General features: G+C 69.5%; 21 protein-coding genes. 16 read left to right on the top strand and 5 right to left on the bottom strand.

Going from position 1 to position 25926, the window contains the following annotated elements:
* Positions 1 to 20: 20 nt before the first annotated feature.
* The gene (locus ASD43_RS00815) at positions 21 to 866 is read right to left on the bottom strand and encodes an SDR family oxidoreductase (protein WP_056412304.1); all 846 of its coding nucleotides are present in this window, start codon (positions 864 to 866) and stop codon (positions 21 to 23) included.
* A gap of 94 nt (positions 867 to 960) precedes the next feature.
* On the opposite strand from ASD43_RS00815, the gene ASD43_RS00810 reads away from it, so the two are divergent.
* From ASD43_RS00810 to ASD43_RS00790, 5 genes are all read left to right on the top strand, one after another.
* The gene (locus ASD43_RS00810; protein ID WP_045253415.1) at positions 961 to 1326 is read left to right on the top strand and encodes a winged helix-turn-helix transcriptional regulator; all 366 of its coding nucleotides are present in this window, start codon (positions 961 to 963) and stop codon (positions 1324 to 1326) included.
* A gap of 99 nt (positions 1327 to 1425) precedes the next feature.
* The gene (locus ASD43_RS00805) at positions 1426 to 2967 is read left to right on the top strand and encodes an APC family permease (protein WP_056412301.1); all 1542 of its coding nucleotides are present in this window, start codon (positions 1426 to 1428) and stop codon (positions 2965 to 2967) included.
* Positions 2968 to 3008: 41 nt separating this feature from the next.
* Positions 3009 to 3857, top strand: coding sequence for a tRNA pseudouridine(38-40) synthase TruA (gene truA / locus ASD43_RS00800; RefSeq protein ID WP_056412298.1), 849 nt, complete (start codon positions 3009 to 3011; stop codon positions 3855 to 3857).
* The gene (locus tag ASD43_RS00795; protein WP_056412295.1) at positions 3854 to 5179 is read left to right on the top strand and encodes a hypothetical protein; all 1326 of its coding nucleotides are present in this window, start codon (positions 3854 to 3856) and stop codon (positions 5177 to 5179) included. Before truA ends, ASD43_RS00795 begins: the two co-directional genes overlap by 4 nt.
* Positions 5180 to 5198: 19 nt before the next feature.
* Complete coding sequence (locus tag ASD43_RS00790; RefSeq protein ID WP_056412292.1) at positions 5199 to 5534, top strand: hypothetical protein; 336 nt, start codon at positions 5199 to 5201, stop codon at positions 5532 to 5534.
* Between the two features lie 133 nt (positions 5535 to 5667).
* Here ASD43_RS00790 and ASD43_RS00785 read toward each other — a convergent pair whose 3' ends face one another.
* Positions 5668 to 6984, bottom strand: a complete 1317-nt coding sequence (locus ASD43_RS00785) for an MFS transporter (protein ID WP_056412291.1) — start codon at positions 6982 to 6984, stop codon at positions 5668 to 5670.
* 214 nt (positions 6985 to 7198) lie between these two features.
* On the opposite strand from ASD43_RS00785, the gene ASD43_RS00780 reads away from it, so the two are divergent.
* From ASD43_RS00780 to ASD43_RS00760, 5 genes are all read left to right on the top strand, one after another.
* Positions 7199 to 7867, top strand: coding sequence for an endonuclease/exonuclease/phosphatase family protein (locus tag ASD43_RS00780; protein ID WP_056412288.1), 669 nt, complete (start codon positions 7199 to 7201; stop codon positions 7865 to 7867).
* 180 nt (positions 7868 to 8047) lie between these two features.
* Entirely contained in the window at positions 8048 to 8494 is a 447-nt protein-coding gene (gene rplM, locus ASD43_RS00775; RefSeq protein ID WP_045253410.1) for a 50S ribosomal protein L13, read from the top strand.
* Between the two features lie 27 nt (positions 8495 to 8521).
* A complete protein-coding gene (gene rpsI / locus ASD43_RS00770; protein WP_056412286.1) occupies positions 8522 to 9007 on the top strand; it encodes a 30S ribosomal protein S9 in 486 nt (161 codons plus the stop codon).
* Between the two features lie 14 nt (positions 9008 to 9021).
* The gene (gene glmM, locus ASD43_RS00765) at positions 9022 to 10380 is read left to right on the top strand and encodes a phosphoglucosamine mutase (RefSeq protein WP_056412284.1); all 1359 of its coding nucleotides are present in this window, start codon (positions 9022 to 9024) and stop codon (positions 10378 to 10380) included.
* A gap of 457 nt (positions 10381 to 10837) precedes the next feature.
* The gene (locus ASD43_RS00760; protein ID WP_235563982.1) at positions 10838 to 15088 is read left to right on the top strand and encodes a DUF7927 domain-containing protein; all 4251 of its coding nucleotides are present in this window, start codon (positions 10838 to 10840) and stop codon (positions 15086 to 15088) included.
* An 18-nt stretch (positions 15089 to 15106) separates the two neighbouring features.
* Here ASD43_RS00760 and ASD43_RS00755 read toward each other — a convergent pair whose 3' ends face one another.
* Complete coding sequence (locus ASD43_RS00755) at positions 15107 to 16333, bottom strand: MFS transporter (RefSeq protein WP_162247465.1); 1227 nt, start codon at positions 16331 to 16333, stop codon at positions 15107 to 15109.
* Between the two features lie 144 nt (positions 16334 to 16477).
* Between ASD43_RS00755 and ASD43_RS17460 the strand changes: the two genes are divergently transcribed.
* Positions 16478 to 18736, top strand: coding sequence for a helix-turn-helix transcriptional regulator (locus ASD43_RS17460; protein ID WP_157550654.1), 2259 nt, complete (start codon positions 16478 to 16480; stop codon positions 18734 to 18736).
* Between the two features lie 30 nt (positions 18737 to 18766).
* On the opposite strand, the gene ASD43_RS00745 is transcribed toward ASD43_RS17460, so the two are convergent.
* Positions 18767 to 19708, bottom strand: a complete 942-nt coding sequence (locus tag ASD43_RS00745) for a Ppx/GppA phosphatase family protein (RefSeq protein WP_056412272.1) — start codon at positions 19706 to 19708, stop codon at positions 18767 to 18769.
* A gap of 36 nt (positions 19709 to 19744) precedes the next feature.
* On the opposite strand from ASD43_RS00745, the gene coaA reads away from it, so the two are divergent.
* Positions 19745 to 20689 carry a type I pantothenate kinase gene (coaA, locus tag ASD43_RS00740; RefSeq protein WP_056412269.1) on the top strand — a complete coding sequence of 315 codons (945 nt, stop codon included), beginning with the start codon at positions 19745 to 19747 and terminating at the stop codon, positions 20687 to 20689.
* A gap of 78 nt (positions 20690 to 20767) precedes the next feature.
* Positions 20768 to 22615, top strand: a complete 1848-nt coding sequence (glmS, locus tag ASD43_RS00735; RefSeq protein ID WP_056412265.1) for a glutamine--fructose-6-phosphate transaminase (isomerizing) — start codon at positions 20768 to 20770, stop codon at positions 22613 to 22615.
* 154 nt (positions 22616 to 22769) lie between these two features.
* Here the strand turns inward: glmS and ASD43_RS00730 are convergent, their stop codons facing one another.
* Positions 22770 to 23600, bottom strand: coding sequence for a DUF559 domain-containing protein (locus ASD43_RS00730; RefSeq protein ID WP_082539152.1), 831 nt, complete (start codon positions 23598 to 23600; stop codon positions 22770 to 22772).
* A 349-nt stretch (positions 23601 to 23949) separates the two neighbouring features.
* On the opposite strand from ASD43_RS00730, the gene ASD43_RS00725 reads away from it, so the two are divergent.
* The 3 genes from ASD43_RS00725 to tsaE are packed head-to-tail and all read left to right on the top strand — an operon-like array spanning position 23950 to position 25906.
* Entirely contained in the window at positions 23950 to 24309 is a 360-nt protein-coding gene (locus ASD43_RS00725; RefSeq protein WP_056412260.1) for a holo-ACP synthase, read from the top strand.
* Positions 24306 to 25412 carry an alanine racemase gene (alr, locus tag ASD43_RS00720; RefSeq protein ID WP_056412257.1) on the top strand — a complete coding sequence of 369 codons (1107 nt, stop codon included), beginning with the start codon at positions 24306 to 24308 and terminating at the stop codon, positions 25410 to 25412. The genes ASD43_RS00725 and alr overlap by 4 nt, the downstream gene beginning before the upstream one ends.
* Positions 25409 to 25906: a tRNA (adenosine(37)-N6)-threonylcarbamoyltransferase complex ATPase subunit type 1 TsaE gene (gene tsaE, locus ASD43_RS00715; RefSeq protein ID WP_056412254.1), complete on the top strand. Its 498-nt coding sequence runs from the start codon at positions 25409 to 25411 to the stop codon at positions 25904 to 25906. The genes alr and tsaE overlap by 4 nt, the downstream gene beginning before the upstream one ends.
* Positions 25907 to 25926 lie beyond the last annotated feature (20 nt).

Genomic DNA, 25926 nt, shown 5'->3' with positions numbered 1-25926 from the left:
CTTCGTGCTGCGTGGCGGTCTCAGGCGATCGCGCGCAGGCCGTCCACCAGCGGCGTGGTCGGCCGACCGATGAGGCGGGAGAGGGTGCCGTCGGTGTCGCCGAGTGCGCCGGAGGCGATTCCCGCGTCGAGGGCGACGACGAATCCTGCCGTGCCCTCGTCGAGGCCGGCGGCCAGGAGGCCTTCGCGCTGCTCGTCGGGCGTCAGCGAGTGGTAGACGACCTCACGGCCGGAGATCTCGGCGATGGCCGCGGCGAGATCGTCGTAGCTCCAGGCGACGTCGCCGCCGAGTTCGTACACCTGACCGAGGTGGCCGTCTTCGAGCAGCACCACGGCGGCGGCGTCGGCGAAGTCCTTGCGGCTGGCCGAGGCCACACGTCCGGACCCCGCGCCGGCGGCGAGCACGCCGGTCTCGGATGCGCGGGAGAGGTCCGCGGCGTAGTTCTCGGTGTACCAGTTGTTCCGCAGGATCACGGACGGCAGACCCGAGGCGACGATGAGCTCCTCGGTGGCCTTGTGCTCGGGTGCGAGCACGAGGTCGCTCGTGGTGGCCTTGGGGGCGCTGGTGTACACGAACTTGGTGACACCCGCATCCGTCGCGGCGTCGATGACCGCCCGGTGCTGGGCAGTGCGCTGGCCGACCTCCGAGCCCGAGATCAGCAGCACCGAGTCGACGCCGTCGAGTGCGGCGGCGATCGTCGCAGGCTCCGCGTAGTCGAGGTGAGCGACCCGCACACCCAGGTCGGCGGCCTTCGCGACGTCGCGGGCGCCGGCGACGATCGACTGGGGGTCCGCTCCGCGCTCGAGCAGGCTGGCGATGACGAGGCGTCCGAGATTGCCGGTCGCGCCGGTGACGAGGATGGTCATGGGGTGTCCTTTCGTAGGTGACACGTGCATCAACCTCGGGGAGGCGACCGGGCATTCCAGATCGTGGGTACCCACTTTGATGTAAGGTACCTACGTGACGGTTAGTTATGCGCAGATCCGGGAATCCACGCCGCAGGTCTTCGAGCCCGGGTGCAGCACGCGGGTCGTCCTTGACCACGTGATGAGCAAATGGGGTGTGCTCGTGCTGTCGTCGCTGTCGGACGGCACCCAGCGCTGGGGCGAGCTGCGGCGCGAGGTGGGCGGGATCAGCGAGAAGATGCTCGCGTCGACTCTGCGCACGCTCGCCGACGATGGCCTCGTGCATCGTGAGTCGTTCCCGACCGTGCCTCCGCATGTCGAATACAGCCTGACGCCGCTCGGACGTGATCTCATGCAGCGGATGCTCCCTCTCGTCGAGTGGGTGGCCGATCATGCCGACGCGATGACGGGGCGGGCCTAGTTCCACCGATTCCGTCGCGGTAGCGGGACCGCACCATCGGAAATCGTCGCGCGAAGAAAACGATTGACGCGATAAGCGTGGCGGCCGTATCTTCTGAGCATGTCAGCTACGACGCCGATCCATCTCGAACGCCCCGACGGCAAGGGGCTCGCCACCGGTTCGCTGGGCCTGTGGGGGTCCACCGTCATCGGTCTCGCGTCCACTGCGCCGGTGTACTCGCTGGTCGCGACGCTCGGATTCGTGGTGCTCGCCGTCGGAGCGCAGGCGCCGATCGCCTTCATCATCGCCTTCGTGCCGATGCTCCTCATCGCGTTCGCCTACCGCGAGCTCAACAACGCGGTGCCCGACTGCGGGACGACGTTCACCTGGGGGACGAAGGCGTTCGGTCCCTGGGTGGGCTGGATGGGCGGCTGGGGCGTCGCCGTCGCCGGCATGGTCGTGCTCGCGAACCTCGCCCAGATCGCGTCGGTGTACTTCTGGTCGCTGATCGGATTCGATCTCGAGAACAACGACTGGCGGATCATCCTCGTCGCGGTGCTCTTCATCGCCGCCATGACGTGGGTGAGCTGGCGCGGTGTCGAGATCGGCGAACGCATCCAGAACATCCTTCTCGGCATCCAGTACCTTGCTCTGGCGATCTTCGTCGTGGCCGCGCTGTGGCAGTTCTTCGGAGGCACGGCCCCCGATCCCACGCCGTTCGACCTCGAGTGGCTGAACCCGTTCGCCTTCACCGACTGGTCGGGCTTCACCGAGGCGATCCTGCTCGCGCTCTTCATCTACTGGGGCTGGGACACCTGTCTCGCCCTCAACGAGGAGACGAAGGACCCGAAGAAGATCCCGGGGCGTGCCGCACTGCTGACGACCGTCATCCTGCTGTTCACCTACGTGGGCGTCACGATCGCGGCGATGATGTACGCGGGACTCGGCGACACGGGGACGGGCCTGGGCAACGAGGCCAATGCCGACGACTTCTTCCTCGCGATCAAGGACGGCCTGCTCGGGCCGTTCGGCTGGATGCTGGTCGTCGCCGTGATCATCTCGGCGGTCTCCTCCACGCAGACGACGATCCTCCCGACCGCACGCGGAACCCTCGCGATGGGGGTCTACCGCGCACTGCCCGCGAAGTTCAAGGAGGTGCACCCCACCTTCAAGACGCCGTCGTTCTCGACCGTCGTCATGGGTGTCGTCGCCTCGGCCTACTACGTCGGGATGACCCTGATCAGCGACAACATCCTGCAGGACTCGATCCTGTCGCTGGGACTCGCGATCGCGTTCTACTACGCCATCACCGGTTTCGCCTGCGTCTGGTACTTCCGTAAGGACCTCACCTCGTCGGCGCGCGACTTCTTCTTCAAGGGTCTATTCCCGCTGCTCGGAGGCCTCATGCTCACGGGCGCCTTCGTGCAGTCGGCCATCGACATGTGGGACGTCGACTACGGCTACACCGTCCTCTTCGGCATCGGCGGCACCTTCGTGATCGGCATCGGCTCGCTCGCCATCGGACTCGTGCTCATGTTCGCCTGGTACCTGTTCCCGCGGTCGAAGCGGTTCTTCCGTGGCGAGAGCCTCAACCGCGACACCCAGGTGATGGTGCCGGACGAGCCGGGCGATCTCATCCGCTCGATCGACGGCGGAATCTGACCGGTATCGGGCGGCGAACGGCTACGGCCTAGGCTTTATCCGTGCGCATCCGGCTCGACATCGCCTATGACGGCACCCACTTCCGCGGGTGGGCCAAGCAGCCGACCCTGCGCACCGTGCAGGGAACCCTCGAGGCGGCGCTCGCGCGCATCGTCGGCTCCGACGTGCAGTTCGTGGTCGCCGGCCGCACGGATGCCGGAGTGCACGCCCAGGGGCAGGTGGCGCACGTCGACCTCGACGAGGAGCAGTGGGCGCGCATCGAGTCGCGACAGGGCCGCACCCCGCAGGATCCGGCGGCCTCCATCGCCCGGCGCATGCGCGGTGTCCTCAGTGCCTACTCCGACGTGAGCGTGACACGCAGCTCGATCGCTCCCGAGGGGTTCGATGCGCGCTTCTCCGCCGTGTGGCGGCGCTATCGCTACCGGCTCGCCGACGAAGCCGCCGCCTACGACCCGATTCGCCGCCATGACACGACGTCGCACCGCGGCATCCTCGACGAGAGCGCGATGGATGCTGCGGCGCGGACGCTCATCGGACTCCACGACTTCGCGGCGTACTGCAAGCCGCGCGAGGAGGCGACGACCATCCGCACCCTGCTCGACTACCGCTGGATCAGGGATGCGCAGGGCGTGCTGGTCGCCGAGGTCAAAGCCGATGCCTTCTGTCACAGCATGGTCAGAGCGCTTGTCGGCGCATGCGCGGCGGTGGGCGAGGGCCGCCTCGACGTCGACGACCTCGTCGTGCTGCGCGACGCGCTCACCCGCACCAGCGAATTCAAGGTGCTGGCAGCGAGGGGCCTGACGCTCACCGAGGTCGGGTACCCCGCCGACGAGCTGCTCTCCACCAGGGCGGAGCAGACTCGCGCTCGCCGCGACCGGACGAGCGCATGAGACCCGCTGCGGCCGTCGTCGAGGTCTCGTCACCGGGATGGGCGTTCTGGCGGGCTGTGCTCGACACGTGCATCGGTCTGATCGTCGGCACGCTCTACGCGTTCGTCGGCATCGTCGTGATCGGGATCGTGGGGGAGGAGGCGCTGTCTTCGCTCTACTGGCAGATCGACCTCGACCCGCTGTTCCGCGCGAGCATGGGCGTCTTCCTGCTCGTGGCCGCCGTGCTGGCGATCGTCGTCCCGTTCGTGATCGTCATCGAGCGCTTCGCGGCTCTCCGCGCCGTCGAGGCGGCGGCGCGACGGCATCCGGATGCCGTGCCGCAGCGCTCCCTGCGCCTCGAGCTCCGCGACGCGCCCGCTGGGCTGCTGCGGAGCACGGGCACGGCGCTGTTCTGGTCCTTCGTGGGCATCGGCGGCCTCTGTGCGCTCGCCGTGCTCTTCGCCGAAGATCTCCGCGAGGATGCGGTGATGTGGGTCGTGCTTCTCGTCTTCGTCGTGCTCGCGTCGGGTGCGGCGGCCGTGCGGCGGCTCGGCCGACGATGGGTCGAGCGCGACGCGGCGCGCATCGGCGAGCAACGGGGCCGGTGGAAGCGGCTCGTCCCCGCGGCAGTCGCGGCGGACGCCGACCGACGCGACGCCGCGATGCGGGCCGTCGTGCCCGGCTGGCTCTCGGCCCCGAGCGCGCGGGCGCTCGCTCGTGTCGCGAACGTCCTGCTCACTGCGACACTCATCTCGCTCGCGGCGTTCATGCTCTCGGTCTTCATGCGGCAGCAGTGCCGCACCTGCGATCCGGTCTACTGGGACGAGCCCATCGAGAACGGCATCGACGTGCTGAGTCTGGCGAGCGGTGCGGCCATCGCGGTGTGCGCCGCCCTCGGCATCCTGGCCTGGGCCGGAGGAGTCGTCCTGCAGTTCGCGCGGGAACGGGCGCTGACTCGGTGGGTCTCGGATGGTGCACCCCGTCGTGTCGACGTGAGTCTGGTCGAACCGCTGCTCTCGGGCGCTCGGGCGATGGTCCGCCTGCAACGGGGGCTGTCGGCCGTCGGAGCCGCCGGGCTCATGGTGGGCACGGGGGCGATCTGGGCGGAGTGGGAGGGCATGGACGCGCGGGCGGTGCTCCTCGTCTCGACGACTCTGATCGTGCTCGCTCCGGTCATCGGAGGTGCCGATGCCCGACGCGGATGCCGAGAGCGACAGCTCGCGCGAGACGCGCTGTTCCCCGGCGACGTCGGCCCCCTCGGCGACGAGACGCCGGCGGTCGCACGGGAGCGGCGACTGCGCCGAGAGCGGCGGCTGCGCAGAGAGCGCAGGGAGCGCCGATGACACACGGCGCCGGGGAACGATGACGGAGCGGGTCGACGATCAGGGCGGCCGTTTCGCCGCTGCTCTCCGCGCGGCGATCTCGGAACGGGGCATCACCCTCGCTCGCCTGCGGAGCCAGCTGATCGACGACGGCAACCCGGTCTCGATGGCGACGCTGAGCTACTGGCGCTCCGGCGATCGGCAGCCCGAGGGAGCGCAGTCGCTGAGTGTCGTCGACGGCATCGAAGACCGCCTCGGTCTGCATCGCGGACATCTGGGCGGACTGCTGCGCGCGTCCGCGCGTCTGGGCCCGTGGCGCCGCCGCGGCTGCCGTTCGACGAGGAGCGGGAACAGCGGGAGACCGAGGAGACCCTGAGGGAGCTGCACGCCGCGCCTCAGGATGTGCTCCGCGATCTCTCCACGCATGTCACGGTGTTCGTGGGCGCCTCCGGAGCTGTCGAGAAGGTGATCATGCGGTGTCTCGTGCAGTCAGCGTCATGGTCGAGCCTTCAGCGGGACTCGACGCGTCCCAGCTGCTTCCAGGCGAAGAGCACGGTTCCAGCTGCGACGAGTGCGGTGACGAGGAAGAAGATGGTGACCGGCCACGCAGAACCGCCTGCGGTGAGGACGAGCCACGCGGCGAAGGCCGGGGTGGGACCGGCGATGAGGGCGGCGGTGGGTTCTCGTACGAGGACCACCGCGGAGAGCCGGTACTGAGGGTCGAACAGCGCCGTGAGGATCGCGCCCTGGGTGGCGTAGAGGGTGGCGAGGCCGAGGGAGATGCCGAGGACCATCGTCAGGACGATGACGAGTTCGCTTCCTGTCGCGAGCAGAGGGAAGGCGAGGGAGCCGAAGATCGCGAAGACGCCGCACCCGAACAGCCATACTCGGCGGCGTCCGAGTCGGTCCCCGAGGTGGCCGGCCAGGGGCACGATCCCGATGGCGAGCGCGGAGGAGACGAGGTTGGCGACGAGCCCGAACGATGCCGGGTAGCCCAGGGTTCCCGTGAGATAGGACAAAAGGTAGACCTGGGTCAGGGAGGAGAACGCCAAGTACGGCCCGTTGACACCGAAGCCGATGAGGATCTCGCGCCACTGGTGTCGGACGGCTTCGGCGAGGGGGAACCGTACGACGCGCCCTGTCGCCTTGACCGCGAGGAATTCCTCTGTCTCGTTGATGCCGGTGCGGATCCACATCCCGATGCCGAGGGTGACGATGCTCGCGAAGAACGGGACACGCCACCCCCAACTCAGGAGCGCATCCTGGGGGAGCAGGGAGATCAGGGCGAAGACGCCGGTCGCGATCACGATTCCGCCGAACACGCCCATCCCGGGGAGTGCGACGCGCAGGCCGAGACGTGTGCGGTCTCCGGACTCGGCCATCATGACGAGTGAGCCGACATACTCCGCTCCGGCTCCCATGCCCTGCAGGATTCGGCACAGTGCGAGGAGCACCGGCGCCCACAGCCCGACCTGCGCATACGTGGGCAGCAGGCCTATCGCCAGGGTCGCGACGCCCATCAGCATTAGCGTTGTCACCAGCATGGGCTTGCGCCCGATGCGGTCGCCGAAATGGCTGAACAGGATGCCCCCGATGGGGCGGCCCAGGTAGCCGATCGCGAAGGTCAGCAGCGAGCTGATGATCTGGGTCGCGGGGTCGGCGTCGGGGAAGAACAGCGGGCCGAACACCAGGGCTGCCGCGAGTCCGAAGAGAGTGAAGTCGTAGTACTCGACCACACTTCCGATGATCCCGGCCCACGCGGTGCGGCGGATGTTCTTGTCGCGCCCGAGAGGGGCGTCCGTTGGTGCCGTCTGCGAAACGTTCATCAGCTACAACTCCTATGTTTCAGCTTCGGATGCGGTGATATACCGCGAGAAATCGGGCTTCACGACCGCTCTCGCGGATCGAGCCGAAGTCAAACATAGGATGTTTACGCATGCAAGATATCGCACGGAGGGCAGGTGACGAGGAGACGACATTCCTGCGAAGGGTCGATGATCTTCACCGGAATCCAAGACTGACGCACTAGCGTGAACAGCGATGAAGGTCATCTCCTACAACCTGCAGAAGCACAGAGCCGCGAGTGAACTCGTGGCTCTCGTCTCGGAGCACGATCCCGACATCCTGTGTCTGCAGGAATGCGACGTGGCCGACCTTCCGGAGTCCATCGGCGACCTGATCCTCGCCGACGCCACCCAGGCGAACAGGCTGGGTCTGGCGATGTTCTATCGGGCCAGCGAGTTCCACCTGCAGGGCATCCGGACGATCGAGCTGAAGAAGTCCCTGCACGACCGCATCGCCAAGCCCGCGCACGAGCGCGTGCTGGGGGCGAGGCTGCGCGACATCGACGCAGGCCGGGAGTTCATCGCCGCGTCCTTCCACGCCGCGCCGCTGACCGCGCTCAACTCGCTGCGCCGTCACCAGATCCGCGCGGCGCTGACCGAGCTCGCCACTCTCGGCGAGGGGCTTCCCCAGCTGATGGTCGGGGACTACAACTACCCGGTGTTCAAGGAGAACCTCGGCAAGACGGTGCGTGAGCACGGCTACGCGCTCACGATGAGCGACGATCACACGTACACGCGGTACCGCGTGTTCCGCGGCCACTACGACTTCGCGACCTCGGTCGGGTTCGAGATCCAGCGCGTGACGACATTGCCGCAGGGGCTGAGCGACCATCGCCCGATCCTCGTCACCACGCGGTTCGACTGATCGCCGAGACTCGCTCGGTTTGGGAGATCGCCCCGCATGACGTAGGCTGTCTCTTTGGTACTCGACTGCCGAGTGCTAACGAACGTGAGCCCTCCACTGGCGTGTTCATCCCTGTAGGGAGGAACCACCCCGGAGTGGGATTCACGAACTTCTCCGTTCGAACAAGAAAGCAGCACTATCGTGACGCGCACTTACACTCCGAAGGCCGGCGAGGTCCAGCGTGACTGGGTCGTCATCGACGCCACTGACGTCGTTCTCGGCCGCCTGGCTTCGCACGCCGCTACGCTCCTGCGTGGCAAGCACAAGCCCACCTTCGCCAACCACATCGACTCGGGTGACTTCGTCATCATCGTGAACGCCGACAAGGTCGCGCTCACGGGTCAGAAGCTCCAGAAGAAGCTGGCCTACCGTCACTCGGGTTACCCGGGCGGCCTGAAGTCGGTCACCTACGCCGAGCTGATGGAGAAGAACCCGGTCCGAGCCGTGGAGAAGGCCATCCGCGGCATGCTCCCCAAGAACAGCATCGGCCGTCAGCAGCTGTCGAAGCTCAAGGTCTACGTCGGTGGCGAGCACCCGCACGCTGCGCAGCAGCCGAAGACGTACACCCTCGACCAGGTCGCCCAGTAAGCGCCGTAAAGACTTAAGGACATACTCGTGGCTGACATCCAGGACACCACCGAAACCCCCCAGAACTTCTCGACGTCGACTCCCGAGACCGACGCAGTCGAGGCGGCTCCCCGCCCCGTGCTCAGCGTCCCGGGTGCCGCTGTCGGCCGTCGCAAGCAGGCCATCGCCCGCGTGCGTCTCGTCCCCGGCTCGGGAACGATCACGGTCAACGGCCGCACGCTCGAGGACTACTTCCCGAACAAGCTGCACCAGCAGCTGATCAACGACCCGTTCACGATCCTCAACCTCGCCGGTGGATACGACGTCATCGCGCGCATCTCCGGTGGTGGCCCCTCGGGCCAGGCCGGCGCGCTGCGTCTCGGCATCGCCCGTTCGCTGAACGGCATCGACGAGGAGAACAACCGTCCGACCCTGAAGAAGGCCGGCTTCCTCTCGCGCGACGCGCGCGTCAAGGAGCGCAAGAAGGCTGGACTCAAGAAGGCCCGTAAGGCGCCTCAGTACTCGAAGCGTTAAGGTCCACCGCTCCGATGCCGATCTTTGGCACGGACGGCGTGCGAGGGCTTGCCAATGGCATCCTCACCGCCGACCTCGCGCTCACCCTGGCCCAGGCGACTGCCGTCGTCCTGGGCCAGGGCCGTACTGCGGAGGCTCGCAAGGCCGAAGGCAAGCGGCTCACGGCCGTCGTGGCCCGCGACCCCCGAGTCTCCGGTCACTTCCTGACGGCCGCCGTCGCGGCCGGTCTCGCCTCCTCCGGCGTGGATGTGCTCGAGGCCGGCGTCATCCCGACGCCGGCGCTCGCCTTCCTCGTCGCCGATCGTGATGCGGACTTCGGCGTGATGATCTCCGCCTCGCACAACGAGGCACCAGACAACGGGATCAAGATCTTCGCGCGCGGCGGAAGAAAGCTCCCCGACCTCGTCGAGCAGCGCATCGAGGCCGCCATGGGCGGCGAGAAGCTGCGCCCGACCGGCGCAGGCGTCGGTCGCATCGACCGTTTCTCCGACGCCGAGGACCGCTACGTCGTGCATCTGCTCGGCTCGCTGCCGAACCGCCTGAACGGACTCAAGGTCGTTCTCGACTGCGCCAACGGCGCGGCATCGGGCGTCTCTCCGGAGACGTTCCGGGATGCCGGCGCCGACGTCACCGTCATCGGCGCGGACCCCGACGGGTGGAACATCAACGACGGAGTCGGATCCACCCACCTCGACAACCTCGCCGAGGCCGTCGTGCGTCTCGGCGCTGACATCGGCATCGCCCACGACGGCGACGCCGACCGCTGCCTGGCCGTGGACGCCGAGGGCAAGCACATCGACGGCGACCAGATCATGGCGATCCTCGCGGTGTCGATGAAGGAGCGCGGACATCTCACCGACGACACCCTCGTCGCGACGGTCATGAGCAACCTCGGGCTGCACATCGCCATGCGCGAGCACGGGATCACCGTGCGGCAGACCGCGGTCGGCGACCGCTACGTGCTCGAGGACATGAACGAGGGCGGCTACGCGCTCGGCGGCGAGCAGTCCGGACACGTCATCATGAGCGAGTACGCCACCACGGGTGACGGTCTGCTCACCGGGCTGCACCTGGTCGCCGAGATGGCCCGGCAGAAGAAGTCCATCGCCGAGCTCGCCGCCGTCATGACGGTGTACCCGCAGGTTCTCATCAACGTCCGCGGCGTCGACAAGGATGCCGTCGACTCCGACGAGGTCGTGCAGGCCGCGGTTCGCGACGTCGTCGCCGAACTCGGAGAGACGGGCCGCGTGCTGCTGCGCAAGTCCGGCACCGAGCCGCTCGTGCGCGTGATGGTCGAAGCGGCGGACGCCGACTCGGCGCACACCTACGCCGAGCGCCTGGTCGACGTGGTGCGGGAGCGTCTCTCGCTCTGACCCGCGGAGCCCCGTTCCACGGGCTCTCCGAGCGCCGGTGTCGAGCGCCGGTGTCTGAAGCCCGTTCCGCGGGCGTGTGTCGTGACCCCGATTCGTGATCCCGATTCGTGCGCGCCTTTCGTGCGCCTGTGCGCCTGTGTCGTGACCCCGATTCGCAGGGGTGCGACGCCCGGGTGAGGCACGGGGTGAAGTCCGGGGTGAAAAGCCCGGATTTCGCCGATCTGCCCTCGCCGCGACGGACAGTCTGGCGGAGGTCCCGGAAGACAGCAGTGCGTCGACGACCCGACGGCGCTCGACAACCGTCCCTCTGTTCTCTCCTGGACCTCACCCGCGCGCGCGAACGCCGCGGGCTCGTTTCCAGGGGAGAACACACGTGAGATTCCGTGCTGCGCAAGAGCACCATCACCCATCATCGGATCCGCAGGCCGCGCCGGACGCGCGCCGCTGGCGCGGGCGAGTGAGGAAGGCCGTCGGCCTCCTCTCGAGCGCTGCGGTCCTCGCATCCTCGCTCGTCGTCGTCGGGGCTGCCGTGACCGCGGCTCCGGCCGCCGCCGCTGATCCTTTCCTGTGCACGCCGGGAGCGGTCTTCGTGCAGAGCTCCACGCAGGTGCGGGAGTTCGACGTCGCCCTCGACGGTGGCGCGGAGGGTGAAGGCGGTTCGCTGAGCACCGAGAGCTTCGGCGCCGACCACTCCGACAACGGACTCGGCATCTCGGCCGGCGGACGCTACGCGTACACGGTCACGAACAGCTCGTTCGACAAGACGCTCGCCAAGCACGATCGCGTGACGAACGAGACGACCAGGACGACCTTCCGGCTCAACTCCGCGGTCCTGCGCGGAGCGGTCCATCCTGAGACGGGCGTCTACTACTTCGCGAGCAACACGACCAACGGCGGCATCAACCTGTACGCCTGGGACGAGAGCGTCACCCCGCAGACCTACGTGCAGATCGGTCAGCTGCGGCCCACGACGGGCAGCGGCGCGTTCGGGGCCAACGGCGACATGGCGTTCAGCGCATCAGGACAGCTCGTGCTGGTCGCGGACAACACCATCTACTCGGCAGACATCCCGACAACCCTGACCCCGAGCACGGCGGTCATCGGCGCCAAGCAGGTGCACTTCATGGGCGACGGCGTGCAGGGCAACGGCATCGCCTTCGGCAACCTCGGCCACATCTTCGTGTCGGTCTCGGGCGGCGGCAACCGCATCATCGAGGTCGACCTTCCCCGCGGCGTGACGGTGAACAGCACCCCGCTCGGCGACTTCTCGCCCACGGACATGTCGAGCTGCACGTTCCCGAACACCCTGACGCTGAAGAAGGACCTGCCGGGCGGACGCTCCGCGGGAACCGACCAGTTCGGCCTGCGGGTCGACTCGCCGGACGGATACCAGGTGCCGCGCACCGACGCCACCACCGCCGGTGCGGCGACGGGTCTGCAGCCCGACTACGCCGGACCGATCTTCACCAACCAGGGAGATTCGTTCGCGCTGTCGGAATCCGCGGCGGGCAGCGCCGAGCTCGACCGCTACGCGAGCTCGCTGAGCTGCGTGCAGCAGCACGCAGACGGGTCGACCTCCTCGGTCGCCCTCAGCGGGACGAACACGGTCGTCCAGCCCGAGGGAAGCCTCGGCACCGACGTCACCTGCGTCTTCGTCAATGACCTGCTCACCCCGGGTCTGGAGCTGCGCAAGACCTCCGATCCGGCTGATGGCACGGTGGCGACCGCGGGTCAGACGATCACCTACACCGTCGAGGCCGAGAACACCGGCAACACGGTCCTCGATCCGGTCGAGATCTCGGATGACCTGGCAGGCGTGCTGACGAACGCCACCTACCAGGACGATGTGGTCACCGCGGTCGACGGCACCGAGATCACGACGGGTGCGGCGACCGTCGACAGCGACCAGCTCTCCTGGATCGGCACCCTCGAGGCCGGTCAGACCGTCACGATCACCTACTCGGTGATCGTGAACGAGGGAGCGGAGGGCGCGAGCATCGAGAACAGCGTCACCGCATCGGGCACGCCTCCCGCGCCGTTCGATCCGATCGTCCCTCCCACGCAGACCACCCGCAACCCCGTACCCGGCTTCACCGTGGAGAAGACGGCCGACCCCGCATCGGGATCGATCGTCGAGCCCGGTCAGGTCGTCGACTACACCGTCACGGGCACGAACACGGGCGCCACGGTGCTCGACCCGGTACAGCTCTCCGATGACCTGTCGGCCGTGCTCGCGCACGCCGACTACAACGACGACATCGTGACCCGCATCGACGACACCGTGCTCGATGAGGGCGCGGCATCTCTCGCCGACACCGACCTCACGTGGACGGGCTCGCTGCAGCCCGGCCAGGCCGTGACCATCACCTACTCCGTGACGGTCCACGACGACGCCGCGGGCGAGGTCCTGCGCAACACCGTCGCGGGTTCCGCGACGCCGACGACCCCGGACCCTGCGGACCCCGACGGTCCTCAGGTGCCCGGCGACACGATCACGCCGCCCGCCGTCGTCACGGAGCATCCGGTCGTCGGATCGGGCTTCACGATCAGCAAGACCGCGAACCCCGAGACGGGTTCCACGGTCGATCCCGGCGACACCATCGTCTACACCGTCACCGGGACGAACACCGGCGGCACCGTGCTGCGTCCGGTCGAGATCACGGACAACCTCGCGGGTGCTCTCGCCCACGCGGCCTACAACGGCGACCTCGCCGCCAGCCGGGGAACGGGCGAGATCGATGCCTCCACCTTGCGCTGGACCGGAACCCTCGAGCCCGGCCAGAACGTCGTGATCACCTACTCGGTCACGGTGGACGCGGATGCCGGTGGCGAGACCATCGCGAACTCGGTGTCCGCCACGGCGACGCCGCAGATCCCCGAGAACCCGAGCGATCCCGACAGCCCGACCACGCCGCGGACCCCTCTGGTGCCGCCGACCGTCACCACCGAACACCCGGTCAACGAGCCCGGCTTCACGTTCGCGAAGTCGGTCGACCCGGCATCCGGTGCCGCGGTCGATCCCGGGCAGCTCCTGACGTACACCCTCGTCGGAGCGAACACCGGTGAGACGTCGCTCGACGTCGATGTCGTCGACGACCTCTCGAAGGTCCTCGCGCACAGCACCTACGGCGCCGACGCGACCGCGATGATCGACGGCAGGGTGGTGACGGCCCCTTCGGTGGTCGACGGCATGCTGACGTGGTCGGGGTCGCTCGCCGCCGGTGAGGTCCTCACCATCACGTACTCCGTGCGCGTCGCCGCGGATGCCGGGGGCGAGGTGCTGGAGAACTCCGCGACCGGCACGGCGACCCCGCCGGGTGGCGACACCCTCACTCCGCCGCCGGGTACCACGACCAACCCGGTCAACCTCCCCGGCTTCGCGCTCTCGAAGAGCGCGGATCCCGCGACGGGCACCTCGGTCGAGCCCGGCAGCGTCATCACCTACACGGTGACCGGCGTCAACACGGGGGAGACCCGGCTCGACGACGTCGCGATCGTCGACGATCTGTCCGATGTGCTCTCGCACGCCGCATACAACGACGACGCCACCGCGGTGATCGACGGAGTCGAGGCGGCTCGACCGACGGCGGACTCGGGTGAGCTCACCTGGACCGGCGCTCTCGAGATCGGCCAGACCGTCACGATCGTCTACTCGGTCACCGTCGACGGTGACGCCGGGGGAGAGCTGATCGAGAACATCGTGAGCGCAGAGGTCACCCCGCCCGGCGGAGGGACCCCGATCGAGGTGCCGCCCGCCACGACGAGCAACCCGGTCGACGAGCCGGGGTTCGCGATCGTCAAGAGCGCGGACCCGGCATCCGGGACCCGCGTCGAACCGGGGAGCGTCATCACCTATACGGTGACCGGCATCAACACCGGCCAGACCGCGCTCGACCCCGTCACGGTGACGGACGACCTCTCCGGAGTGCTGGCGCACGCCGTGTACAACGACGACGTGTCAGCGACGGTCGGCGGCGAGCCGGCGACCGCGCCCTCGATCACCGATGAGCAGCTGACCTGGGTCGGCGACCTGGGCATCGGCGAGCGTGTCACGATCGTCTACTCCGTGACGGTGCGTGGCGATGCCGGCGGCGAGCTGCTGACGAACGTCGCCTCGGCAACCGCGGTCCCGCCGGGTGGCGTCGAGCTGACGCCTCCGCCGGCGGTGACGGAGCACCCGGTCGCACAGCCCGGCTTCTCGTTCGTGAAGACGTCGGACCCCGGATCGGGATCGGCGGTGGCGCCCGGTGACCTCGTCACCTACACGCTCACCGGGATCAACACCGGCGAGACGGGACTCGACGAGGTGGTCATCGCCGATGACCTGAGTGGAGTGCTGAACGCGGCGCGGCTCACCGGAGGCATCACGGCGACGGTCGGCGACCACGAGGTCGCTGCCCCCACGGTCGAGGGCACGCAGCTTCGCTGGGTCGGCTCGCTCGCGGAGGGTGAGACCGTGACCATCACCTATGCGGTGACCGTCTCGCAGAGCGCGGACGGCCACACGCTGAGGAATGTGGCGCTGGCCACCGCGACGCCTCCCGGCGGAACGCCGATTCCGCCGGTGTCGAGCGAGACGGTGAACCCGGTTCTGCCCGCGCTCGCGATCACGGGTGGTGAGCTCGCGCCGTGGGTCGTCGTCCTGGGCGTGCTGCTGCTGCTCGCGGGAGGTCTGCTGCTGACGCGCAGGCGTATCGCTCGCGGCTGATCGCGGCTCACGAGGGCGTCATCTCCGAGAGGAGGTGGCGCCCTCGTTCGCGTTATCGGACGGGGCGGCATCCGGCGCGCCGGAGTCCCCGAGGTCGGAGCCATCCCGGGCGGAGCCGCCGCGAGCCGCCCGACGCAGAGCCGGGATCGCCGCCATGCTCAGCACCGCGACCGCCGCGCCGGTGAGATAGAGGAGCATGTAGTCGTCGGAGGCGCCCGAGATCGGATCACCGGCGCCCACGTGCAGGAGCATCGCGGCGACCATGGGGCCGAAGATCTGGGGGATGGTCTCGGCGGCGTTGAGCACGCCGAGGTATGCGCCGCCTCGGCCCTGCGGGATCACGCGCAGGGCCAGAGCCAGGTTGACCGCGAGATAGACGCCGACCGCGAGTCCTCCCAGAGTCGTCGCCGTCCAGAGCGCGACCGGGGCGTCCGCGAAGGCGCGGATCGTCGCGCCACCGGCGAGGCCGAGCGCGCCCGCGACCAGGAACGGAAGGTACCGCCCGCGCCTCGACGCCCAGGCGCCGCCCACGCTCGCACCGACGACGATGCCCGCGCCGCCGAGCAGCGTGGCGATCATGGCGACGGGAGTGGCGCCGACGGCGTCCCCCGTCATGCGGTCGATCACCATGTACAGCGTGAAGGCTGTCGTGAGGCCCAGTGCGGACTGCATGCCCAGCCGCTGCAGCCAGAGGGCGACGAAGGTCGGCGACAACGCCGCCCGTAGATCGACACGCGCGCGGTCGCCCGCGGCCGACTCACGGATCGTCAGAGCGACCCCGACCACGGCGATCGCCAGGGCCGGCATTATCAGCGCGATGAGATCGACCTGGCGCGGCAGCAGGGCGGTGAGCACGAGCGGCGGCAGAACGCCGAGGAACGCGGCCGCGGTGAAGATCCCCGAGGCGGCCGCACGCCGATCCTCCGGCACGACGTCGGCCAGCAGTGCGGCGGCCGCCGCCAGAGTGGCGTTGAACGCCACCTGCACGCACACCCACGCCGCGATGATCGCCGCGAACGACTCCGCCGCCGACAGCGCGAGGATGCCGATGATGCCCGCGAGCGCTCCGGCCAGCATCCAGGGTCTGCGGCGCCCGAAACGGCCGCGGGTGCGATCGGAGAGGGCGCCGAAGACCGGGTTCGCCATCAGAGCGGACACACCGCCGATCGCCAGCACCAGGGCGAGAGCTCCGGCGCGCTGGTCGGCGCTGAACAGTGCATCGATCTTCAGCGGTATGCCAGCCATGATCGGTGTCGTGAGCGACCCCAGCCCCACCAGATTGACAGCGGCGAGGAGGAGGACGGTGCGTCTCTCTGGCCGATTCGAGCGCTCGCGCGGCATGCCGTTCCCTTCATCATGACCCCTCAGCACTCTAGCTAGAGTGATCAGATGTCATCGGGGAGGTGGGAACAGCACGTGGCGCGCCCGCGCCTGCTCGCGGCACTGTCGGTCCCCTCACGCGCGGTGGTGGCCGTGGGCCCCGTCGGCGCGGGAGCGTCGACCCTGCTGAGGCAGTGGGCGCAGGGGCGCGCGGCGGAGTGGGGAGTCCCCGGCGACATCCCCGCCCCGACAGGAGAGGTGCTCCTGGTGGACGACGCCGACACTCTGTCGGACGACGACTGGACGAGAATCCAGGGGCTGCTCGCCGCCGACCCTCGGCTTCTGCTGCGCGCCGCCGTGCACGATCCGAGAGCGGTTCCGGCCGCCCTGCAGGCGAACTTCGTCAGGGAGCTCCGCTTCACCGCCGAGGAGACCCGTGCGTACCTGGCGCTGATCGGATCGCCGCTCGACGCCGCGGGCGTGCACCGGGTCACCGGAGGGCTGCCCGCGGCCGTGCGGGCGATCGGACAGCTCAAGAACCTGCGCGCCGAGCAGGTGAGCGCCGCGCTGCGAGACCTGCATCCCCACCCCCTCGACGCGCCCGACGCGCACCTCGCCGTTCCCGAGGTCCTCACCCGCGAGGTCGTCGCCGCGCTCGGCGGATCCTCCGGTGTCTTCGACCGCGCCGAAGCCGCAGGGCAGGGGGAGTGGGTGGGAGACCCCGGGCATCCGTTCTTCGTCCTCTCCGCCCCGGTGCGCGCGGCCACCGCGGCGGCACACCCGATGCCCGATCCGCTGTCGGTGCACGCCCGCGCAGGGCGCATCCTGCTCGCACAGGGAGCGTGGTACGGGGCCCTGCTGGAGGGCGCGGCGGCCGGGTCGCTCGACCTCGTCGACGCGGCTCTGAAAGGCGGCGGGCTCACCCTCATCCGTGCGCACGGCGCGTCGATCTCGACCGCGCTGCGCGACATCCGCATCCTCGAACTCCGCACCTGGCCGGTGATCGCCATGGCTCAGGCGCTCATCTTCAACGCCCGTCGCGAGCACCGGCTGCGCGCGGTCGAGCTCATGGGCATGGCGCTGATCGGGGCAAGGCGGGCGCCGGCGGACGGCGCAGAGCGTGCGCTGCTGCGTGTGATCGAGGCGGTCGTCCGCCGTCTCCTCGGGCTGGGCGACGATGGCGTCGACGCGGCGCTGACTGCCGCGAGGATCCTCCGCGGCCTCTCGCCCGACGAGCTGCGCAGGATCGACGGCCTGGTCGAGGACCTGCACTCCCACAGCGCGATCACCCTGATGTACGGCGATCGGCTCGACGATGCGCTCGCGGAGTTCGAGCGCGCGTTCGCGACCGCGCGTCGACCCAGCGGACAGCTCGTCGCCATCGGCGGGGCCGCGATGGTGCACGTCTCCTCCGGCGATCTCGTCGCCGCGCAGACCTGGGTGGACATCGCCGCGGCCCGGTCGTGGCCCGAGGCACTGCTCGACGAGTACCAGGGCACCCCGCTTCGCATCGCCGAAGCGAAGATCGCCCTCGAGCGCGACGACCTCGACGGCGCCGAGGCCGCCCTCAACAGCGTCTGGCACATCATCGAGACGGTCGAGCACTGGCCCACGCTCGCGCACCTGCGCGCGCTCCTCGACATCCGCCTCGGCCGTGCCGAGGTCGGACTCGAGGAGTTCCGAGCGCTCCGGCGCCGCAGAGGACGACGGAAGCCGCGGTCCCAGCGGCGACTGCTCGACCTCACCGACTCCGCGCTCGCCCTCGCAGCCGGCGACATGGCGTCGGCCCGCAGACTGGTCGACCAGGGCGGCGATGCGGCGATGATCACTCTCGGGGTCGCCAGGGTCGAGATCTTCGACGGGCGCCACGAGCGTGCCCAGCGCAGGCTCGCGGGCATCGAGGTCGAGGCGCCCGAGGCGCGGGCGCACCTCGCGGCACTGGAGGCGCTGATCCTCCGACGATCGGGTCGGCCCGAGGAGGCCGCGACGGCCGCGCGCCGTGCCAGGGCGATCGCCGACGCCTACGGCCTCCGGACGCCGTTCCTCCTCGTCCCCGCCGAGGACAGGGCGCTGTTCGGGCCTGAGATGATCGATGTCGCGACGCCGCGCCTGAGTGCGCGGCCCGTCGTCCCCCGCCTGACCGCGCGAGAGCGGGTGGTCCTCACCGAGCTCCGACGCACCGCCGGCGTGGCCGAGATCGCCGAGCGCCTGCACGTCTCGGAGAACACCGTGAAATCGCAGCGCAGGTCGCTGTATCGCAAACTCGGGGTGTCGTCGCGCGATGAGGCCATCGCCGTCGCGATGGGGCAGGGGCTGTTCGAGTCCTGAGCTGACCGGGGGCCGATGATCACCGCGTGATCAGGAGGGGGCGCCCCACGGGAGCGATTCGATGTAGCGCAGCAGCACCCCTTCGCGCAGCGCCCACGGTGACACCTCGAGCTCGTCGACCTCGAGAGCCGTCATCGCGGCGTGCAGGGAGACGGCGGCGGCGACGATCTGGAACGTGCGGTCGGCCGTGATCCCCGGCAGCTCCTGACGCGCGGTCGCGGGGAGGCGCGCGAGTCGGGGGATCCACGATCCCAGCGACGCCCGGGGCAGCACCATGCGCTGGATGCCCGACCACCCCGGCACCGGGTATCCGGCGAGCTTGGCGAGCGAGCGGATCGCCTTCGACGAGCCGACCACGTGGTCCGGCCGGGGCAGGGCGGTGAACCGCGGGAGGACCTCGGCGAGAGTCGATGCCGCATGCTCCCGGAGGCGCTCGACGTCGTCTTCGCCGGGGGGATCGTGGGGCAGGAACTGCACCGTCATCCGCCCCGCGCCGAGGGCGACGGATGCTGCGGCATCCGGCACCTCGTCGTCGCCCGCGGCGATCTCCAGCGATCCGCCGCCGATGTCGAGGAGCAGCAGCTGGCCGGCCGACCACCCGAACCAGCGGCGGACCGCGAGGAAGGTGAGCGCGGCTTCCGTCTCGCCGTCGAGGACCTGCAGCGGTTGGCCCAGCGCCCGCTCGATCCGGGCGATCACCTCGGTGCCGTTGCGTGCGTCGCGCACGGCGCTGGTCGCGGTCGCCAGCAGCTCGTCGACGTTCTCGGCCTCGGCGACCCGACGAGCCTGCGCGACCGCCGACTCGAGAGCCGCCACGCCCTCTTCAGAGATGGAGCCGTCCGGCGTGAGGTATCGCATCAGCCGCAGCACGGAGCGGTCGCTGGTCGTCGCGAGCGGCCGCCCTCCGGGCCGGACGTCGGCGGCGAGCATGTGGACGGTGTTGGAACCGATGTCGAGGACTCCGAGGCGCACGGGTAGAGACTACTGCCGCGCCGTTACGATGTATCCGTGACCACCGCCGATCCCACGCTGCCGCTGTCTCCGTACCGAGAGATCGGCCGTGAGGAATGGGCGCGGTTGGCCGCGGGGCTCGACCAGCCGCTGACCGAGACCGAGGTCGTGGAGCTGCGCGGCATCGGCGATCGACTCGATCTCGCCGAGGTGCGCGAGGTCTACCTGCCGCTGAGTCGCCTGCTCAGCCTCTACGCGACCTCGACCAAGCGGTTGGGGGCGGCGACGAGCTCGTTCCTGCAGGAGGACGACACCACCACGCCGTTCGTGGTGGGCGTGGCCGGCTCGGTCGCCGTGGGCAAGTCCACCATCGCCCGTCTGCTGCGCGAGCTGATGAGCCGCTGGCCGGGGACGCCGCGGGTCGAGCTGGTGACGACGGACGGCTTCCTCTACTCGAACGCGGAGCTCGCGCGCCGCGGCCTGATGGATCGCAAGGGGTTCCCCGAGTCCTACGACCGCCGAGCCCTCATCGACTTCCTCACCGAGGTCAAGAGCGGCGCCGCCGAGGTGCGCGCCCCGTTCTACTCGCACATGCGCTACGACATCGTGCCCGATGCCCGCGTGGTCGTGCGTCGTCCCGACGTGGTGATCGTCGAGGGGCTCAACGTGCTGCAGCCGCCTGCCTCGCCGAACGACGTCGCGGTGAGCGACCTCTTCGACTTCTCGATCTTCGTCGACGCCGACACCTCGCACATCGAGAAGTGGTACGTCGACCGCTTCCTCGCCCTGCGCCAGGGGGCTTTCTCGAACCCGTCGTCGTACTTCAACGTGTTCGCGCACCTCACGGACGACGAGGCGATCACCACGGCACTCGGATACTGGAACGAGATCAACATGCCGAACCTCGTCGAGAACGTGATGCCGACCAAGCACCGTGCGCGCCTGGTGCTCAACAAGGGCGTCGACCACAGCGTCGAGAGCGTGCTGTTGCGCAAGCTCTGAGCGGCGGCATCCGCGTCGGCGCGGAAACCGCGGGTTCGTTCGGCACCTTCGCAAAATCCCGCGCTTATTCTTGACCCCATGTGTGGAATCGTCGGATACGTGGGCCCGCGGCCCAGCCAGGAGATCCTTCTCGCGGGCCTCGCCCGTCTCGAGTACCGGGGCTACGACTCCGCCGGCGTCGCCGTGATCGACCGCGACGGATCGCTCGGCATGCGAAAGAAGGCCGGCAAGCTCGCGATGCTGCGCGACTCCCTCGCCGACGCCCCGCTTCCCGACGGAAGCACCGGGATCGGGCACACCCGCTGGGCGACGCACGGTGGCCCCACCGACGAGAACGCGCACCCGCACCTCGCGGACGACGACCGGCTCGCGGTCATCCACAACGGCATCATCGAGAACTTCGCGGTCCTGCGTGACGAGCTGCTCGCCGACGGCGTGCGCTTCCGCAGCGAGACCGACACCGAGGTCGCGGCCGCTCTCCTCGGCCGCGAGTACCGCTCCAACGGCGGCGACCTGCAGCTCGCCTTCCGCGGCGTCGTCAACCGTCTGGAAGGGGCGTTCACGCTCCTCGCGATGCACCAGGACCACCCCGGCCTCGTCGTCGGTGCCCGCCGCAACTCGCCGCTGGTGATCGGCCTGGGCGAGGGGGAGAACTTCCTCGGATCCGACGTCGCCGCCTTCATCGAGCACACCCGCAAGGCGCTCGCCATCGGTCAGGACCAGATCGTCTCGATCACCCCGGATGCCGTCACCGTGACCGACTTCGCCGGCACGCCCGTCGAGGCCGAGCCGTTCGACGTCTCGTGGGACGCCGCCGCCGCCGAGAAGGGCGGCTGGTCGAGCTTCATGGCCAAGGAGGTCTCCGAGCAGCCCGAGGCCGTCGCGAACACGATCCGCGGACGCATCCGCGGCGAGCAGGTCGTGATCCCGGAGCTCGAGGGCCTGGACGACCTGTTCCTGGGCATCAACCGCATCATCATCACCGCCTGCGGCACCGCGTCGTACTCGGCGCTCGTCGGCAAGTACGCGATCGAGCAGTGGGCGCGCGTCCCCGTCGACGTCGAGCTCGCCCACGAGTTCCGCTACCGCGATCCGGTGATCGGGGCAGACACCCTCGTCGTGTCGATCAGCCAGTCGGGCGAGACCATGGACACCCTGATGGCCGTGAAGTACGCGCGCGAGCGCGGTGCCCGCACCCTGTCGATCTGCAACACCCAGGGGGCGACGATCCCGCGCGAGTCGGATGCCGTGGTCTACACCCACGCCGGTCCCGAGGTCGCGGTCGCCTCCACGAAGGCGTTCTCGGCGCAGATCACCGCGCTGCTGCTGCTCGGTCTGCACATGGGGCGTGTGCGCGGCTCCGTCGACGATGCATCGGCGGACGTCGCCGAGCTGCTGGCGCTTCCCGAGAAGATCGCGAAGGTGCTCGAGAGCGAGCACGATCACGTCAGCCAGCTGGCGGGCTGGATGGCGGACACCCGCTCGGTCCTGTTCCTCGGCCGCCACGTGGGCTTCCCGATCGCGCTCGAGGGCGCGCTCAAGCTCAAGGAGATCTCCTACATCCACGCCGAGGGCTTCGCCGCGGGCGAGCTCAAGCACGGCCCGATCGCGCTGATCGAGCCGGGGCAGCCGGTGTTCGTCCTCGTGCCGTCGCCGCGGCACTCCGCTGTGGTGCACTCGAAGGTGGTCTCCAACATCCAGGAGATCCGTGCCCGCGGCGCTCGCGTGATCGTCGTCGCCGAAGAGGGCGACGCGGCCGTTCTGCCGTTCGCCGACGAGGTCATCCGCATCCCGCTCGCCGGCGCGATGTTCGAGCCGCTGCTCGCGGTCGTGCCGCTGCAGGTGTTCGCGATGGCGCTCGCGACGGCCAAGGGGCTCGACGTCGACCAGCCGCGCAACCTCGCCAAGTCCGTCACGGTCGAGTAGCCCGGCCGGCCTTCGTTCTCGGGCCCTCGCTCTCGGGCCCTCGCTCGCGGGCCCTCATCTGCAGGCGTCCCGGCCGTCTGGCTGGCGGATCCCCGCACGGCTGAACCAGAGTGTGCTCTCGGTCCGCCATGGGGGAATCCTCCCGCCATCCGGCTCACGAGCGCGACCGCGCGAGCGCGCCCAGGATCGCGGCGATCACGACGTCCCACTCATGGATGATCATGGCGTAGTCGAAGCGGAGTGTTTCGAATCCCAGACGGGATGCCGCGGCATCCCGAATCAGGTCACGATGGCGTTCCGCGCGGCCGGCGTGGTTGCCCTTGCCATCTGCTTCGAGGATGACGCGGCTCCCCACGACGAAGTCGACGCGACCGACACCGTCGATCGACACCTGAGTCTCCACTCGGATGTCGAGCAGGCGCAGCCGTAGCCGGACGATGGACTCTAGCCCGCTGTCTGCGTCATGGCGTGCGATGTCGACGAGCCACCGAGCACGTGCAGGAAGAGCGGCGCGGACGCGGCGCCGCTCGTCTGCGCCGATCAGGCCCAGCGACCACGCCGACTCGTACGCCGCGAAGAAGAACTCCTCGCCGTGACATCCGAACGAATGCACCAGCGCCTGTTCGACCGGGGCGAGTCCCAGCCGCATCGATCCGGCACGGTAGTGCTCGACGCACTCGCAGTCGGCATGCGGATGCGTTCGGCCGGCGTGACCGAGCCAGACATGAGGATGCTCGTCGTCGTCGAGAACCCAGACTCCGTGTATTCGCAGCGCGCCGGAACAGGAGAGCGCACCCCCGTGCAGGGCAGCGGTGCGCACGCTCCACTCGCACGACGGTGCCGCGAACACACCGGCGCGCACACGGAGCAGCTCGCCGCGCCGCACCGCATTCGAGAGGTCTTTGCGTGTGCATCCGAATCGCGCGAGCACTGAACCGCGGGCGACTCCACCCTGCAGTTCGACGAGTTTCCGAGGTGTGGGCATTCGCCGATTGTCGTGCATCCCGCGGACCGTGATCACGGAGCATGCCACGACCTGGGGGCCATTTTCTTCGCCCCTGCACCTGGGGAGGAGACGTGGGACGGGCCGGATGACTGGCGTTTCCCCACTTGGCTGACGTAGGACGCCGACGGGGGCCGCCTACCGGGGGAATTTCAGCCAGCCAGCCAGCCAGCCGGCGAGCCAGTCACCGGGGCGGGGCCGGGCAGGAGGCGGGCGGGCGAGGTCGGCACGCCGGGCGGGCGAGGTCGGCAGGTCGGGCGGACGGCAGGACGGGCGGGCGAGCACGGAGTGAGGACCGGGGAGAGGCGGATGCCGCGACTAGGCTGAACGGGTGATCATCGGGACCGGCATCGACCTCGTGGACATCCCGCGATTCGAGCGGACCCTCGAGCGCACGCCACGACTCCTGGAGCGTCTCTTCGCGCCGAGCGAGCGCGGTCTGCGGCTGCCGTCGCTCGCCGCCAGATACGCGGCGAAGGAGGCGCTGATCAAGACGCTCGGCGGCTCGGACGGCGTGCACTGGATCGAGATCGAGATCGCCTCGGAGTCGTCGGGTCGCCCGCACTTCGTCCTGACCGGGAGCACCGCCGACGTCGTCGCGGAGCGCGGGATCACCCGACTGCACCTGACCCTCACGCATGACGCGGGACTCGCCGCGGCATTCGTCGTCGCCGAAGGAGAGCCGCTGTGACCGTCCCGTTCCGCGAGGCACGCATCGAGCTGGATGCGATCACCGACAACGTCCGTCACTTCCGTCGCCTCACCGGCGTCCAGGTCATCGCCGTCGTCAAGGCGAACGCCTACGGTCACGGCGCGGCGGCTGCAGCCGTGGCCGCGCTCGCCGGAGGCGCCACGCGGCTCGGCGTCGCCGAGATCCCCGAGGCGCTCGACCTGCGCCGACAGGGCATCACCGCGCCGATCGTCGCGTGGCTGCATGCCCCGGGCGAGAGGTTCGACCAGGCGGCGGCACACGACATCGAGGTGGGCATCTCGTCGTTCGATCAGCTGGAGGCGGCGGGTGCCGTCGCCTCGGTCGACCGCCCGGTGGGTGTGCATCTCAAGTTCGAGACCGGGCTGTCGCGCAACGGCGTCGCTCCGGCGGACTGGGGGCGCGTGCTGGCCGAGGCTGCGCGGCTCGAGCGCATCGGACGGCTGCGGATCATCGGACTCTTCAGCCACCTCTCGAACACGTCCCCGCAGGACGATCGCGAGGCGCTGGCGAGGTTCGAGCAGGGCGTGGAGATGGCGGCGTCGTTCGGCATCCACCCCGAGATCCGCCACATCGCGGCCACCGCCGCGGCCATCGACCTACCCGAGATGCGACTGGACGCGGTGCGGATCGGCGTCGGCATCTATGGTCTCTCGCCCTTCGAGGACCGCTCGTCGGCCGAGCTGGGTCTGCGTCCGGCGATGACGCTGCGCGGCGCTGTCGCGGCCGTGCGCCGCGTGCCGGCCGGAACCGGGGTGTCGTACGGGTACGACCATCGCGCCCCGCACGACACGACGCTGGTGCTGGTGCCTCTCGGCTATGCCGACGGCGTGCCGCGTCAGGCCTCGGGGCGGCTGCCGGTCTCCATCGCCGGTCGGCGCCATCTCAACGTCGGACGCATAGCGATGGACCAGTTCGTCGTGGACGTCGGCGACACCCCCGTATCGATCGGCGACGAGGTGGTGCTGTTCGGCGACCCGACCCTCGGCGTGCCGTCGGCGGCGGAGTGGGCCGACGCCGCCTCGACCATCAACTACGAGATCGTCACGCGCATCGGCGCCCGCGTGCCCCGGCGGTCGGCATGAGCGTGGATCCGGCGTTCCTCGGACATCATGAGGTCGACACGTCCGCCGCGATGGAGCAGCTCGGGGTGCGCATCGGCGAGGGGCTGACCGCCGGCGACCTGCTCATCCTCACCGGGCCGCTCGGCGCGGGAAAGACGACCTTCACGCGCGGGCTCGCGCGAGGACTGGGTGTGCGCGGCCCCGTGCAGAGTCCCACGTTCGTGATCGCCCGCACGCACCCCTCGATCGTCGGACGCGCCCCGCTGGTGCACGTCGACGCCTATCGGCTGGGATCGGATGCCGAGCTCGACGACCTCGATCTCGACCTCGCCCGTTCGGTCGTCGTCGTGGAATGGGGGCGCGGGATGGCGGAGGAGCTCGCCGACACCTGGTGGGACATCGAACTCGAGCGCCCGGTCGGCGGAGACGAGCTCCTCGACCCGTCGGAGCTCGACGCGGATGCGCCGCGACGGGTGACCATCACCCGCGAAGGACGCTCGACGACCGCGGGGTGAACCCCGGCTACCCTGGAGAG

This window comes from Microbacterium sp. Root553 (assembly GCF_001426995.1).
Taxonomy (GTDB): domain Bacteria; phylum Actinomycetota; class Actinomycetes; order Actinomycetales; family Microbacteriaceae; genus Microbacterium.
Note: the sequence above shows the minus strand (reverse complement) of the source record. Positions and strands in the feature narration are given on the sequence as shown.

Bases quoted from the DNA above. Each gene is read 5' to 3' on its own strand.
- glmM (WP_056412284.1), top strand. From the start codon at position 9,022: ATGCCGATCTTTGGCACGGACGGCGTGCGAGGGCTTGCCAATGGCATC.
- ASD43_RS00815 (WP_056412304.1), bottom strand. From the start codon at position 866: ATGACCATCCTCGTCACCGGCGCGACCGGCAATCTCGGACGCCTCGTC.
- ASD43_RS00795 (WP_056412295.1), top strand. From the start codon at position 3,854: ATGAGACCCGCTGCGGCCGTCGTCGAGGTCTCGTCACCGGGATGGGCG.
- ASD43_RS00805 (WP_056412301.1), top strand. From the start codon at position 1,426: ATGTCAGCTACGACGCCGATCCATCTCGAACGCCCCGACGGCAAGGGG.
- ASD43_RS17460 (WP_157550654.1), top strand. From the start codon at position 16,478: ATGTCATCGGGGAGGTGGGAACAGCACGTGGCGCGCCCGCGCCTGCTC.
- ASD43_RS00785 (WP_056412291.1), bottom strand. From the start codon at position 6,984: ATGAACGTTTCGCAGACGGCACCAACGGACGCCCCTCTCGGGCGCGAC.
- ASD43_RS00790 (WP_056412292.1), top strand. From the start codon at position 5,199: ATGACGGAGCGGGTCGACGATCAGGGCGGCCGTTTCGCCGCTGCTCTC.
- tsaE (WP_056412254.1), top strand. From the start codon at position 25,409: ATGAGCGTGGATCCGGCGTTCCTCGGACATCATGAGGTCGACACGTCC.
- ASD43_RS00730 (WP_082539152.1), bottom strand. From the start codon at position 23,600: ATGCCCACACCTCGGAAACTCGTCGAACTGCAGGGTGGAGTCGCCCGC.
- glmS (WP_056412265.1), top strand. From the start codon at position 20,768: ATGTGTGGAATCGTCGGATACGTGGGCCCGCGGCCCAGCCAGGAGATC.
- ASD43_RS00755 (WP_162247465.1), bottom strand. From the start codon at position 16,333: ATGGCTGGCATACCGCTGAAGATCGATGCACTGTTCAGCGCCGACCAG.
- ASD43_RS00780 (WP_056412288.1), top strand. From the start codon at position 7,199: ATGAAGGTCATCTCCTACAACCTGCAGAAGCACAGAGCCGCGAGTGAA.